Consider the following 14978-nt stretch of genomic DNA (forward strand, 5'->3'; position numbering starts at 1 on the left):
GTAAGGCGCGCCGAGGCGCACCCTACCTGATAGATAAGCAAGGGTAATTTCTATTCCTCTCAAAGCTTTTTTTGATCTCAAACAGCTTTGTTCTATTTTTTCTTTGAATCCGAAACCTCAGCAATCAAATCATCTTTATCAACTTTCGGTACAAAATCAGGGCGTTCTTTGGCTTCCCAACCGGGGGGACGCTTGGAGTTATACCAGGCGACTGAGCCGATCGTAGTTGCGGCAATAAAGCCAGCAACAAGAACTGCTATTGGAGTGTTCAAGCTGACACTTGATTCCGGCACTGGCTGCTGCATCAGCAGATCAATCATTACTTGCCTGATGGGTGCAACAACTACTGCTATGGGAGTGGTCAAGCTGATATCTATCATTAGGCTAAATCCTTATCTACTCTACTTTTACATTATCTTAAGTGCTAATGCCGTTTGGTTGATATATCGGAAGACAGAAAAATTGACAGAATTGCCGTCATAATGTTGAGAGGTTGAAAATAGGAGAGCTGATTTTATGCCGTTGCCGACAATAGCATTGCTGTTGGCTGCTAGTTTCACCCTGGGTGCTCTACCGCTAACGGGATGGGCGGTGCGAGTGTTTAGCCGCCGAGATTTGAGGGCGCTGGGCACGGGAAATGTTGGCGTGTCGGCAGCTTTCATTCACGGGGGGAAATTAGCGGGAATTGCGGCGGTGTTGGCGGAAATTGCCAGGGGTATTGTACCGGTTTTGGCAGGGCGATTTTGCTTCCCGGATGCACCTGCGATCGCGATCGCCCTGTTAATTCCGCTAGTTGCGGGCAGATATGCGATCGCCCGAGGTGGAGGGGTGACAAACGCTGTTTGGGGTCTTTTGGTATTTTCGCCGCCAGTGGCTGTTTCATCGGGCATTTGGGGGCTGCTGGTGTGGGGTTTGGCACAGCGGTGGTGGGGTGAGGGCGATCGGGCGAGACTATTTGCTTCCCGTTGCGGATGTCTGTGCACGCCAATTTGGGTTTGGGTGTGGCGACAATCAATGCCGGAATTTTTAGCAGCAACAGGATTAGCTTTGTTGTTAGCAGCAATTAATTTCAGTCAGGGTGATGATATGGCTTTATCTAAATCAGAGCAATTGTTTTCTCTTGATGACTCCTTAGATGTTGCAATCTGCGGCGATAAAGCTGCTAAATTGTCTCAACTAAAACGCGCAGGTTTTAACGTGCCTGCTGGCTTTATATTGCCATCGAAGGAAGAAGGAAGAGGGAAGAAGGAAGAGGGAAGAGGGGATGAGGAAAATGCCGATCGACTGTTAATCAGTAATTCTGTAATCCAAAATCTAAAATCCAAAATCCAAAATCCAATGATTGTGCGTTCTTCTGCTGCAGGAGAAGACGGGGATCTTAGTTCCGCCGCCGGACAATATCAAACTATTGGCCCTGTTTTCACTGAAGCAGAATTGCTCGATGCAATTAATCGCTGTCGCCAGTCTTATTGGACTGCCGAAGCTGTGGCTTACCGCCGACAGCGACAACTGCCAGACACGCAAATGGCTGTATTAATTCAGCCTTACATTGACAGCGAGTTTGCGGGAGTCATGTTTAGTCGCAATCCTTTAGATGGCGGTTCCCAGGTAATTATAGAAGCTTTACCGGGAGGCGCCGAAGCTGTTGTCGGCGGACAATCTACTCCGGTTCATTTAGAAATTGATTTTAGTACACCTGAATCCTTAGAAAAAAATTTAACTGAAATCCAAAAAAATTCAATTATTTCTCAACCCATTTTAGCAGAATTGGTGAAACAAGGGCAAGGAATTGAAGCATTTTTTCACGGAATTCCGCAGGATATTGAATGGAGTTGGGATGGCGAAAAAGTCTGGATTTTGCAAAGTCGCCCGATTACTAATTTGCAGCCATTCTGGACACGAACTATTGCATCCGAGGTGATTCCCGGTGCAATTCGTCCCCTAACTTGGTCGATTAATCGGCCGCTGACTTGCGGGGTTTGGGGAGAGATTTTTAAGGTGGTTTTGGGCGATCGCGCCAGTGGCTTAAACTTTAATGAAACGGCAACTTTGCTGGGATCTCACGCCTATTTTAATGCGACTTTGTTGGGCGAAATCTTTCGGATGATGGGATTGCCGGAGCAGGGTTTGGAATTTTTGCTGAGAGGGCAAAAAATGGGCAAGCCACCTTTGGGGAAGATTTTGCCTTCTTTGCCTGGTTTGTGGCGTCTGGTGCAGCGGGAGAGGGCGCTGAATGCAGAATTTAAGGGCGATCGTACTTCTATTTTCCTCCCGGCACTGCAAAGTCTGGAGAAGGAAGAAGGAAGAGGGAAGAAGGAAGAAGGAAGAGGTTCGAGCGAAGAAATATTAATGCCCAATGCCCCAGGCCCAATGCCCACTTATCAATATTTGTCGGAATTGTTGGAGAAAGCCGAGCAAATTCAGGAGTGGCTGAAACCGATTACTTACTACAATATATTAGGGCCGATCGGGCTGGCTATTCGCAAGGCAATTTTTCGCATTGAGGATGACTGGCTGGACAATGACAGCGCTCCTGAAATTGCTTCTGTGCGAGCTTTGCAGCAGTTGGCTCAGAAATTGCGGCAAGCTGCTGTTTCGCAGTCTGACGAAACTGTTTCAGTCGCACATTTAGCCCAGACATTTGCGGAAACTCCGGCTTTACAAGCAGATTTTGAAAAGTGGCTTGATATTTACGGATATTTGAGCGAAGTGGGAACGGATATCGCTGTTCCTACTTGGCGAGAACAACCGGAAGTTTACCAAAAACTGCTAATAAGTATGGCTCAAAAAGCCGAAACTAATTTAGGCGAAAAGCGGAAATTAGGCTTGAGTTTTGGGCAGAAGTGGCGATTAGATAAATGTCAGGAAAGAGCGATCGTCAAAAACGAAATTAGCGAAATTTACGCGCGGTTGTTGGCTCATTTACGCTGGACTTTTTTGGATATTGAAGCGGGTGGATTGGCAATGCAGGTGTTTCAGGAAAGCGGGGATATTTTTTATCTGGAATTTGGGGAAATTCAGCAGTGGATTCGTAGCGGTGCGAGTGTTTCGTTTAAGGATACAATTAGGGAAAGGCGCGATCGCCTGGTAGCCGATCGCGATCGTCCGATTCCCGCTGTAGTCTACGGCAATTTGCTGCCAAATTCTCAGACAAGGGCGATCGAACTTGCAACATCCGCAACTAATATCATGCAGGGAATTCCGGCAAGTATCGGCCGTGTCGAAGGCTTTGTCAAGATTTGCCGCACAGCGAGCACTGATTTAGGAGAAAATGCGATCGCAGTAGTTCCTTACACCGATGCAGGTTGGGCACCGCTGCTATTAGGAGCAACAGCAATTATCGCCGAAGTTGGCGGCCAACTATCTCACGGAGCAATTATCGCTCGCGAGTACAAAATTCCCGCAGTCATGAATATTGCTGAAGCCACAACTCGCTTGCGAGACGGTCAAAAAGTCCGAGTAGACGGGTATCTCGGCACTGTAGAATTGTTGGAATAATTAGCAACAGGCAAGATGCCTGTTCCACAAAGAGTTGATTTCTTGTGGAACAGGCATCTTGCGGAACGGGCTCTCCGACCCATTCCACAATAAAATTGAGTTTTGTGGAACGGCCATCTTGCCCGTTCTTGAAAATGGTGAAAGATGTAAGCTCAAACCAATAATCTCCTAAACCCGCCCCGACTTTCCTAAGCCTTTAAGAAATTCTGGAGAACATGGTTCCCCACATTTCTACCCGCACTCAAACCATCTACGTTAGCACTCATGAAATGAATGCCTCCGTAAATGCGACTCATGCCCGATTCATCAGCGGCTTCTTTGAAGTTTCCATAGGTTCGCAAAGTGTTGATACTCCTGTCTCCCCGATCTGCAAAGCCGTAATCCGAACCAAATACAGAACTCATAACGACATCGGCTGCACCGCTAAAGGTACTGTGGCCCGACGTGTACTCAGGGAACGGCGGAGTAGTTACCAGTGGAGTCCACAGGGGGTCGGCTGTCGTGTCGGGGTTATTGTCCGTATCAGCTTGACGGATAGCTGTCACCGGCCGCCATAAATTGTACTGGTACTTGGCATCCCAGCAGCTAATAGCTGCATCGGCCAGAGCAATATTCAGCAGGGCGAACAAGCGGGCGCTATCTTCTAAGGATTGACCAGTTAGAGTCGCTGTTTCTTCGGCGATTTGGTTCCAGTGGCCCGGAGGCGTAAACGTCCCAGCGCCGTTGGCCCAGAATTTAGCGATGATTGTTTGGTCTGGGGTGCGGGTAAGACTGTCACTTTTGCCGATTTCTTTGACGTAGTTCAATTCCTCTGCGTACTTGGCGCTGTCGAGGTCGGGGGGGCCCTCGGGGCGGAACTGGGAACCGCTAGTCATCGCAAAGGGAGTAACTTGTGCCCACCCTGGCGCCAGCGCGGCGGCAAGGGCGGGGGGAGTCGGCACCCAACTGCCAAGATTGGTTGAGGGGGTGTACTCCACTACATTCGTGATGCCGTCTGTACTCCGCGAACTGATAATTTGGTCGGCAACTTGCTGTCCGAGGGCAACCCCGTCTTGTTTGGCTTGGCCGTCGGTAATTTTAGCTAGAGACGATGCGTATGCTTCGTCAAATGTGGCTGCTTGCGCTGGGTAGAGGTTGACTAAGACGCGGTGGGCGGCTGCGGCGGTGGCTGCTTCTGCTGATGTACCTGCGGGTGGGTCTATTTCCACGAGGTAAGGGGTGTATTTTTTGCTGATGGAGTTAACAGCATCGTAAATGGCTGCGTGAACCATTGCCATGTTGCGGGAAGCGAGGGGAGGCGCGGTGTTGCCTGTCCGCACTGCATTCAGCATGACTCCGTTCCACTCGATGACAGGGTTTGCCGATAGCTGATTTGTGAATTGGTCACGGTTGATTGTGTTGCTGTTGACTCCTTGCAAGACTGCTAAATACTCGCCCGTGAGTTTGTCTTGAATTACGGTGCTGTTGCTGTTGGCACCTGTGCCTTGCTGGATGTTTAAATCTTCAAAGGTGAGGCCGTTTAGCAATCGAATTTGGTCATTGCCGTTGCCGAAGTCGGCGATGTAGTCGGCTGTAGCTACAGTTGGGCCACCGCTGCCTTTAGCAATGGCAAATATATCATCGCCTGTGCCGCCGCTCATGGTATCGCTACCTGCGCCCGCGTAGATGATGTCGTTGCCGGAATCGCCACCAATTAGGTCGAAGCCTTTGCCTCCCCAGAGGATGTCATCGTCCCCACCGCCAACAATCGTATCGTTGCCTTGGTCGCCGCAGATTTTGTCTTTGCCGACATCGCCTTCGAGATAGTCGTCTCCGCTGTTGGCATAAATGATGTCGTTGCCATCCAAGGCGTTAAATCTGTCTGGTTCGGTGGTTCCTTGGAGATAGTCAAAGTTAGAACTGGGGGTCAGGGATGCCATGTTTATTTATGGGATATTTTGATTAAATCGCAAAGGTTTCGTAAACTCTATAGATGCTTAAGTGTGTTTACCCCTAGTTTAATATTATTAAACTTTCTGGCGGAGATGTAAACACCACCACGCCGCTTTATTGAATCTTTAATATTTAATGGGGTTTTTATGAAGTTTTGCGATCTGAATGTGCGTAAAAATACAGTCCTTAAAACTGCCTCCCATACTGCAACTTAGTTAAAATTTTACAAAAAAACATTTTTTTTAATGTATAGCCATCTAATTTTTATCTTCATAAAAGGTGCGGATTGTGTAACTGAGTAAGTATATATTGATTAAGCACTTCTCAAGGCTGTGATTGGGTCTAGTTTGGCGGCCTGGCGGGCGGGAACAACGCCGAAGAAGAGGCCAACTGCACCGGATACACTGACAGCAAGGGCGATCGCCACGGGCGAAATACCAGCTTGCAAGGGCGTGAAATTACCTACAAGCAAGATACCGCCCACACCTACGCAAGTACCGACTATCCCTCCGGCAGCCGACAAAATTACAGCTTCTACAATAAATTGAAACAAGATATCTTGTTGGGATGCGCCGATCGCCTTTCTGAGCCCAATTTCCTGAGTGCGTTCGCTAACAGACACAAGCATAATGTTCATAATCCCAATGCCGCCGACTAATAGGGAAATGCTGGCAACGGCAGTTAACATCAGAGTCAAAGTGCCGGAAATTGCCCCCATTCTTGCCATTAAATCTTTCTGATTTCTGACAGTAAAATCATCTTCGCTGGTAATTTTGTGCCGCAATCTCAGCAGGTTTTCCACCTGAAATTGCGCCGCATCCATTTGCGATTCATCTTTAATTGAAATAAATATCGACGTGACAGCCAAACCGTAGGGAGATTTGCGCCCGACTATGCGATTGGCCATTGTGGCGATCGGTACAACCGCCGAGTTATCGTAATTCGTACCAAAAGATGTGCCTTTGGGCGCCAATACTCCAATTACTTTGACGCTGACATTTTTGATCCGCACTTGTTCACCCAAGGGATTTGTATTGCCAAAAAGTTTCTCCGCTAATTCGGAACCGAGAACCACAACTTGGTTACTTTGCTTAACATCTAGTTCGGTCAAAAACCGCCCTTTTGCCATTTCAAAGCTTCTAACTTCTAGAAATTCTGGAATCGTGCCAAAAATTAGAGATGAGACATTTTTGTTGCTGTAGCGAACAATTTCCGAACTGTTGAGTTCTGGTGACACGCCTTGAACGGAGGGGACTTGAGTTGCGATCGCATTAGCATCTTCTACTATCAGTGTTTGAGGCGCATTTGCGATCGAACTTCGCCTCGCATTGGGTAGTCCCGGCGTCACGGTTAATACGTTTGTACCCAGGGATTGAACTTGTCCTGCTACAAATTTTTGAGCTCCTTGTCCAATTCCAATCATTGCAATTACTGAGGCATTGCCGACAATCATCCCGATCATGGTTAAACTGCTGCGAGTTTTGTTTGCTAGCAGTGTTTGACCTGCCATTTTGACGCTTTCAATAAAATTCATATTTTCTTTAAATGAACAAGAAGGAAGAAGAAAAACAGGCCAATGCCATAGTTTGCTGTGCGTCAAAATCCCAGGGTATTGGGATTGCGACGCACAGCAAACCATGACACACTTAATAATGAATTACTACAGTCAACAGTCAACAGTCAACCGTCAACAAACTAATTAAGCACTTCTCAATGCCACAATCGGGTCTAATTTAGCAGCTTGTTTTGCAGGTACGATGCCGAAAAATAAGCCGATGCTGCCGGAAACACCGACGGCAAGTGCGATCGCCACTGGGGAAACACTAGCTTGCAGGGGAGTAAAAGCAGCTACTAAAAGCACGCCGCCGATACCGAATCCAGTGCCGATCGCCCCGCCTGCCGCCGACAAAATCACAGACTCGATCATAAACTGAATTAAGATATCTTGCGGAGAAGCTCCGATCGCCTTTCTCAGCCCAATTTCCTTCGTGCGTTCGGTAACAGAAACCAGCATGATATTCATAATCCCGATGCCGCCGACGAACAGCGAAATTGCCGCCACGAAAGCCAACATCAAGGTCAAACCACCAGTAATGTTGCCCAAAGTTTTCATTAAATCTTTCTGATTTCTGACCGTAAAATCATCTTCTTTAGTGATTTTATGACGCAATCTGAGCAGATTTTCTATTTGAAATTGGGCCGCTTGCATCATAGTTTCATCTTTGATCGCAACCGAAATAAATGTTACTTTTGTACCGTAGGGAGACGAGCGACCAACAATTCGATTGGCCATTGTTGTCAGGGGCAAATAAACGTTCATATCTTGATTGTCGCCAAAGGTGGAACCTTTTGCCTGCATGACTCCAATCACTTGAAATGTGGAGTTTTTGATACGAATGTATTGACCAACTGGCTGTGTATTGCCAAATAATTGTTCGGCTGCTTCCGATCCTAAAGCAACCACATTTTCTTGTCTTTCTAAATCTAATTTGCTTAAAAAACGACCTTGACCAACATCAAAGCTTCTGACTGTCAGAAATTCTGGGGTAGTTCCGACAATGGAAGATGAGACATTTTTGTTGCGGTAGGTAACGAGTTGACTGTCATTGAGAGTTGGTGCGACTTCTTGGACAGAAGCAACTTGAGATGCGATCGCCTCTGCATCTTCCACTACTAAAGTCTGTGGCGGAACCACCGGCCGGCTTTGGGCTTCAGGACTTCCGGGAATAATAAATAGCAAGTTTGAACCCAGAGAGTTAACTTGTCCCTCGATAAATGTTTGAGCTCCTTCCCCGATCCCGATCATCGAAATGACAGAAGCATTACCGATGATAATTCCTAACATCGTCAAGGTGCTGCGAAGCTTGTTTGCCATCAAAGTTGTGACGGCCATTTTGACGCTTTCAACAATATCCATAATTCGATTTTAGATTTGGGATTTTGGATTCGATTTTGGTTATTGGAGGGCGGGCAGGATGCCCACCCCACAATCAAATTCACTCTTTGTGGAACAGGCATCTTGCCTGTTCTTAAGAATCAAATTCACTCTTTGTGGAATTCACTCTTTGTGGAACAGGCATCTTGCCTGTTCTTAAGAATCAAATTCACTCTTTGTGGAACAGGCATCTTGCCTGTTCTTAAGAATGGTGCAAAATGTGAGTTATTAGGCTCTTCCTCCCATGCCCAATTCCCTACTTTTGATTCTTGATAATATCCTCTAATTTTTTACCTTGAGGAAGTTCGGTAAAAACGCGATCGCCGGCTGCGGCACCCTCTAAAATCTGAATCTTGTTGCCAATAGTCGATCCAACCGTAACAGGCTTAAACTTCGGCTGCTGTTTCTCATCGGGAACTAGCACACCCGTTTGACCTTTATTAGTCACAATTGCCACCGTCGGCACAACTAAAGCATTGCTCAACTTTTGACCGACAAATCTCAAATCTACATTCATCCCCGATTGCAGCGAGTCTTTGCCCGTATCAATGGCAACTCGCACTTGAAATAGCGTCACATCCCGTTCCTTAACAGCTTCCGGCGCAATTAATTTAACGCGGCCTTTAAACACTTTATCTGGATAAGCATCGGCGACTATTTCAACTTCTTGGCCCGGTTTAATTTGACTGATATCAGCCTCCGGGACTTTCGCTAAAACTTCCACATCTCTAGCCAAAGCGACAATCGATGTCGAAGTTGCCGAAGTAGCTTCCGATGCCGAAGTTGCGGGAGTTACAAAAGCTCCTTGGATGGCATATCTTTGGGTAATAACTCCAGCAAAAGGAGCGCGAACTTTCGTATCTTCTAACTGCACTTCTTGAAAGCGGACTTGAGCTTGAGCTTCCTCTAATTCAGCTTGAGCTTGAGCTATTTCTTCCGGGCGAGAACCGTTTTCTTGTGCGGCCAATTGGCTTTTTGCTTCAGCAACTGCTGCTTCGGCTTTGGCGATTTCTTCTGGACGGTTGCCGTTTTCTACTTGCGCTAATTTGCTTTTTGCTTCGGCAACTTCTGCTTCGGCTTGGGCAATTTCTTCGGATCGCGTGCCGTTTTGTAACTGCTTCAATGCTTGCTGCTCGACTTGCACAGCAGCTTGCAGTTGCTGAATTTGCGACTCCCGACTTTCTTGCAGTTGTTGGAGGCGTCTTTGGGATTCTATTAATCTAGCTTGGGCCGTGCGATTTTCTTTAATTAATTCATCGAGTTTATCTTTAGCCAGAGCACCTTCTTCCACTAGCGGTCGATTGCGTTCCACCCGTTGAGCGGTTAGTTCGGCTTGGGCTTTACTCGAATCAATTTGCGTTTGTGCTTGGGCAATTTCTTGTTTGACACTACCAGTTTGAGCGTCGGCTAAACGAGCTTGAGCTTGGGCTAAACGAGCTCGCGCTTGGCTGACTTCTTCTACGCGGCTGCCGGCTCGCAGTCGCTGCAAGCCAGCTTGAGTTTGCTGCAAGCGGGCTCTGGCTCCTGCAACTTCTTCCACGCGACTGCCCGCTTGGACTTGCGCGAGACTGGCCTCGGCTTGCTCTAAGCGCGCTCGGGCGCTGGCGATGTCTTCCGATCTATTTCCTGCTTCGATTTTGGCAAGTTTTGCTCGGACGCTGGCTTCGCGGGCTTTAGCTTGAGCTAGTTGAGCTTCTACATCGCGGCTTTCCATGCGGGCCACAATCTGTCCTGCTTCGACTTTATCGCCCTGTTCGACAAATAATTCTGCGATCCGGCCGGATCCTTTGGGGCTGAGATTCACGCGCTGTACGGGCTGCACCGTGCCGCTCGATGTGATCCGCACCGTGAGGTTTTGCGCTTCCACCGGCACTGTCATACTGGCGATCGCATCTACTTTCGGCTGCGATCGACTTTTTGCTATATATATGGTGGTCGGTACAGCTAGCAACCCGGCTGCAACCAACCCAATCGCCCACCGCTGCGGTTTGCGCGCGGGTTTCTTCGGAGACTGCTTTTGGGCGGTTTTGTTATCTGCAATTTTAGTCTCTGCGGCCTTGGTGTCTACAGTCTGAGTATCTTCCACCTTGACCTGAGCAGTTTCCTTTTTAGGGCTAACGATCATACCGACTCACCTAATTTAATCTCAGGATTACCTTTAAAGGTAAAATTTTTGCTGATGCTTGGCATCGTCTATCAGACTCATCCGATCGGGTGATTTATAAAAAGTTCCCCAACCAGCACCTATAAGCAATTATAGCTAATCTTTGCAATTTATTAATAAATGTTAAGTTTTTTCATCCCAAAGAGGTGCACCCAAACAGAATCGCTACCGGCTGCTGGCAAATAAAAATATATTTTAGCAGATAATATTGTTTTTGGGATCTAGGAGCGCGCTTCTCACCAGCAACAAAGGCGGAGTGGGCAGGGGGCGATCGACCGTCACTAGGTCATTGCGGACTCCTGTTCGCGATCGCAACAGGATCGGCCAGTGCTAAGCTCGTACCGACACAATATACCGACACAATATTAAGACGCTTACTCTCATAAACCCAGTTTCTGGGAAAAATAACAGGTTTGTCCGCGAAAAATCCGCGCAGAAACTCAGTTTCACAGGTAGCGGTACCTAAATCCTGAATACATATCCGCCCGGTGTCCACAACAGGTTAAAATATTTTTCAAATTCGTTAAAAATGGAAAATCAAAATAATGAATCGTCCTCAAAGCGTTACAGTTCTGGCGATATTGCAGCTAATTAGCGGCTTCTTCAGCCTCCTTGACGGCTTGTTCATCTTACTTTTTGCCGGCATTTTTGGCGGTCTCGGTGCCGCTGTTGGCGGGGCGAAAGTTGGCACTGTAATCGGCAGCTTCATTGCAATTTTTGCTGGACTCAGTTTTATTTTAGGTTTCCTCTCCTTACTCTTAACTTGGGGTTTGTTTCAACTAAAAAATTGGGCTTGGGCGGGAACGTTAATTGTCCATATCATCGCCATCCTCGCGCAACTCGTCAAAATGTTTGGCAGCGGCGGTACAGCAGTCAATTTTTTAACTCTGGGTTTTGCCGTAGCTAGCATTTACTACCTGCAGCAGCCGGAGGTTAAACAAGCATTTCGTGTCTAATTTCCTTTTAATTAACGGTACTTAATTCTCGGATCGAAAAAAGCATAGGAAAGATCAACCGCCAGATTAATCAGTACAAAAGTTACAGCCACAAAAATTACTCCGCCTTGGACAATGGGGTAATCCCGCGTCAGAATACCAGTGTAAATCCAAGAACCAATTCCCGGCCACGAGAAAATCGTTTCCGTCAGAATAGCGCCGCTTAAAAGAGTGCCAAACTGCAAACCGATAGTTGTGACGATCGGCAAAAACGCATTTTTTAAAGCGTGTTTCAAAATCACCCAATATTCCGGCAATCCCTTCGCCCTCGCAGTGCGGATGTAATCTTGAGAAAGAACTTCCAGCATTGCAGAACGAGTGATGCGAGCTATAATCGCCAGAGGAATAGTTCCTAAAGTCAAAGCTGGCAGGATTAAATGGGCGATCGCATCCCGCAAAGCCACCAAATCCCACCTCAGCAAAGAATCCAAAACATAAACACCCGTAATCGACTTAAAACCCAACCCCAAATCTACACTAATCCGCCCGCTAGGGGGCAGCCATTTCAAATAAACAGCAAACAAATAAATCAACATCAATCCCAACCAATACACTGGCAAAGATACGCCAATTAACGAACCGCTCATCGCGAGATTGTCCAGCCAGCTATTTTTCCGAACAGCAGCCAAAATTCCCGCCGGAATTCCGATAAAAAGTGCCACCAACATCGCCACCACAGAGAGTTCAAAAGTAGCAGGCCAGCGACTTCTAATTTCATCAATTATCGGAATACCGCTAATAATACTATTTCCCAAATCAAAGCGCAGCAAACTCCATAAAAAAGCCAAATATTGCAAAGGTAAAGGCTGATTTAAACCTAATCTCGCTTTCAAAATTTCCACCTGTTCGGGAGTTCCCCGTTCTCCCAAAAGCACTGTAGCTGGGTCTCCCGGTATCAAATGCAAAAAAATAAATACTAGCAGAGTGATTCCGAAAAGGACTGGCAATAGTCCCAGCAAACGTTTAAGAATATAATTAATCATATTTTTAATAAATATTCAATCGGCTCGATTTTTGCGGCGTTTTTACATATCATTATATGGTTAATACGGGCGGATTTTACGGCAAAAATTTGAGTGCCAAAGGATATAGATAAACCCGCCCTTTATTTGGGAACTATGAATAGAAGAGGGCGGATTTATTCATCCTCTAAATTATCTCATGTATTTCTCGTGAAACCAGTCCCTTGTATTTTGAAAGAGGTAAATAGCGATTTACCGTTGAGCGGGGGCGGGTTTATGAAATTATCTATCTTAGGCTGCTATTGTTGGAAAAACCCGCAGCTACATAATTATATGCAGGTAAAACCCGCCCTTTTCAAGGCTTACTAACTTCCTCAAAAGACTCAGAACCCAAAGGGCTCGGAATCCAACCTTGAATACTCTTGCGTTTCCCTAAAAGGGGCTGCGAATGTACGATCGGCAAACGCACAGCTTCCCCATGCAAAATCTCACTAACTTCCGCATAAATTTTCGCCCTAGCTGCTTTATCGCCACTCGCCCTCCCCCGATCCAAAAGTTCCAGAACTTTGGGATTTTTCCAATTTCCCAAATCCCCCGTGGAACCAGGCCCGAAGTGAGGATAATAAAAATTGTCTGGATCGCCGTAATCTCCAATCCAACCCATCATAAAAGCTTGAAATCCGGGAGGTTTTACCCGATCGGCTAAATAAGCAGACCAATCCTTTGTCAGCAATTTTACCCGAATCCCGATCGCGCTCAAATCCGCCGCCAAAGCCTCAGCAATCGGCTTCGGCGTGGGGAAATAGGGACGGCTAACGGGCATATACCACAAATCCAAATCAAAACCGTTCGGATAACCGGCTTTCGCCAGCATTGCTTTAGCTTGCTGCGGGTTAAATTCATAATCTTTAACTTGATCAGACGCCGCCCAATTCAGCGCAGGCGGGAGAAATTGCGAATCATGTTTTCCGAGTTCTCCCCAGAAAGCTTGGACTATTGCTGGCTTGTTAATTGTTTGGGCGATCGCCCGCCTGACTTCTGGTTTTGACAAAGGTTCGTAACTCGGATTTAACCCTAAATAACCGACATTAAAAGAAGGTCGCACAACAGCTTCTAAATTAGGATCTCCCTGAACTTCTTTTAATTGATCCGGGGTTAAATCCACAGTAAAATCAACTTGTCCAGCTCGCAACTGAGCCAGTCTCGCCGCCGGATCATCAACAAAACGAATTACCAATTGATTGACTTTTGGCGTACCCGTTTTCCAATAATTCGGATTTTTCTCCAAAACAATGCGATCGCCCGATCGCCATTCTTGAAACACAAAAGGCCCCGTACCCACCGCCAGCGACCCCGGAGTGCCGTATTTAGCACCCGCTTTTTTCACCGCCGCCGGACTCGCCATCCCGAAATAAGCGGAACCTATCGCCGACGGAAAAGCAGCAAAAGGTCGATTCAAAACAAACTTAATTGTAGACTTATCAACAACTGCCACATCTTTTACTAAAGAATCTTTTTCTCCCTTAAACCCGCCAAAAAAATCTTTCCAAATCGGATAATTCTTGCCTGCTTCTCGAAAACCGTTAGGATTTTTGGCATCCCACCAGCGATCTACATTAAACTTAACAGCTTCCGCATCAAAATCCGTGCCGTCGTGAAACTTTACCCCGGAACGCAACTTAAAAGTCCAAGTTTTACCATCTTTAGAACTTGACCATTCAGTAGCCAGACTCGGTTCAAGTTCCACAGTTCCCGGTTTGAAATCAGTCAAGCGATTGTAAATTTGGTCGATAACAACCACCGAATTGCCATCAGTAATATTTCCCGGTTCCAAATTGACCGGCGGCCCGCCCGCACCGTAAACTAAAGCCCCAGCCGGAACCGCAGCAGGAGTTGTCGGAGTTGGAGAATTATTGCTAACCGTGTTTGAAGGACTGCCGCAATTTGATAAAATTACAGCCATCCCAAAAACTAGACCTAATAAAACTAAACGCCAGGATTTTAACAATCTCATTTCCATAACTCCTGTTTAATAAAAAATTGTACTCATATAAATTTATAATTGGCTCATTCTCCCGCCTTTGCGCTCTCTGCGGTTCATTGAGTTAAGTTTATATTAAAAATTTTAAATCTAATTAATAAACAAAATAGAACATGGCGATGATATCATGTTCCCGGGCGAAATTTCCACCCACACCTTTACTTTAGGCGACGCAACCAGCATAAAAGCCAACGTTTGCGGTCTATCTAGAGGAATCATTATATTTGAGATTTTAGATTTACTCCCCAGATGAATCTGAGAGTTGAACTTTCTTCTAAAATTATCTCTCCACCACGTCGGGGGATTGTCTGGGTTCTCGATTGACTCAAAAATGGCAAAGCGATCGATTAATTCGATTGTTTGAAATACGCTCTACATCTGGAGCATAAACATTCCTTTCCCCCACCAAAAATAATATCTTTTAACCTCTGCATATAACAACCAGATTCGG

General features: G+C 46.5%; 10 protein-coding genes. 3 read left to right on the top strand and 7 right to left on the bottom strand.

What is annotated here, in order from left to right; all coding sequences use genetic code 11:
- Positions 1-92: 92 nt before the first annotated feature.
- Positions 93-305, bottom strand: a complete 213-nt coding sequence (gene psb35, locus D0A37_RS05315; RefSeq protein ID WP_242725373.1) for a photosystem II assembly protein Psb35 — start codon at positions 303-305, stop codon at positions 93-95.
- A 211-nt stretch (positions 306-516) separates the two neighbouring features.
- Here psb35 and D0A37_RS05320 point away from each other — a divergent pair, with 211 nt between their 5' ends.
- Entirely contained in the window at positions 517-3498 is a 2982-nt protein-coding gene (locus D0A37_RS05320) for a glycerol-3-phosphate acyltransferase (RefSeq protein WP_242721992.1), read from the top strand.
- Between the two features lie 188 nt (positions 3499-3686).
- On the opposite strand, the gene D0A37_RS05325 is transcribed toward D0A37_RS05320, so the two are convergent.
- The 3 genes from D0A37_RS05325 to D0A37_RS05335 all read right to left on the bottom strand — a co-directional run bounded on the left by D0A37_RS05325 (position 3687) and on the right by D0A37_RS05335 (position 8347).
- Positions 3687-5417, bottom strand: coding sequence for a phosphatase PAP2 family protein (locus tag D0A37_RS05325; protein WP_242721994.1), 1731 nt, complete (start codon positions 5415-5417; stop codon positions 3687-3689).
- Between the two features lie 326 nt (positions 5418-5743).
- Complete coding sequence (locus D0A37_RS05330) at positions 5744-6964, bottom strand: ABC transporter permease (RefSeq protein WP_242721995.1); 1221 nt, start codon at positions 6962-6964, stop codon at positions 5744-5746.
- A 165-nt stretch (positions 6965-7129) separates the two neighbouring features.
- A complete protein-coding gene (locus D0A37_RS05335; RefSeq protein WP_242721997.1) occupies positions 7130-8347 on the bottom strand; it encodes an ABC transporter permease in 1218 nt (405 codons plus the stop codon).
- A 102-nt stretch (positions 8348-8449) separates the two neighbouring features.
- Between D0A37_RS05335 and D0A37_RS05340 the strand changes: the two genes are divergently transcribed.
- Positions 8450-8638, top strand: a complete 189-nt coding sequence (locus D0A37_RS05340) for a hypothetical protein (protein WP_242721999.1) — start codon at positions 8450-8452, stop codon at positions 8636-8638.
- On the opposite strand, the gene D0A37_RS05345 is transcribed toward D0A37_RS05340, so the two are convergent.
- Entirely contained in the window at positions 8622-10490 is a 1869-nt protein-coding gene (locus D0A37_RS05345; RefSeq protein WP_242722001.1) for an efflux RND transporter periplasmic adaptor subunit, read from the bottom strand. The two genes, D0A37_RS05340 and D0A37_RS05345, sit on opposite strands and share 17 nt — an antisense overlap.
- Before the next feature lie 584 nt (positions 10491-11074).
- Here D0A37_RS05345 and D0A37_RS05350 point away from each other — a divergent pair.
- Complete coding sequence (locus D0A37_RS05350) at positions 11075-11485, top strand: hypothetical protein (protein WP_242722004.1); 411 nt, start codon at positions 11075-11077, stop codon at positions 11483-11485.
- Between the two features lie 11 nt (positions 11486-11496).
- On the opposite strand, the gene D0A37_RS05355 is transcribed toward D0A37_RS05350, so the two are convergent.
- Positions 11497-12507 (bottom strand): ABC transporter permease, encoded by a 1011-nt coding sequence (locus tag D0A37_RS05355; RefSeq protein ID WP_242722006.1) that lies wholly within the window; start codon positions 12505-12507, stop codon positions 11497-11499.
- 334 nt (positions 12508-12841) lie between these two features.
- Positions 12842-14500 carry an ABC transporter substrate-binding protein gene (locus D0A37_RS05360; RefSeq protein ID WP_242722008.1) on the bottom strand — a complete coding sequence of 553 codons (1659 nt, stop codon included), beginning with the start codon at positions 14498-14500 and terminating at the stop codon, positions 12842-12844.
- Between the last annotated feature and the right edge of the window lie 478 nt (positions 14501-14978).

The organism is Microcoleus vaginatus HSN003, from assembly GCF_022701255.1.
In the GTDB taxonomy this organism is placed as follows: domain Bacteria; phylum Cyanobacteriota; class Cyanobacteriia; order Cyanobacteriales; family Microcoleaceae; genus Microcoleus; species Microcoleus vaginatus_B.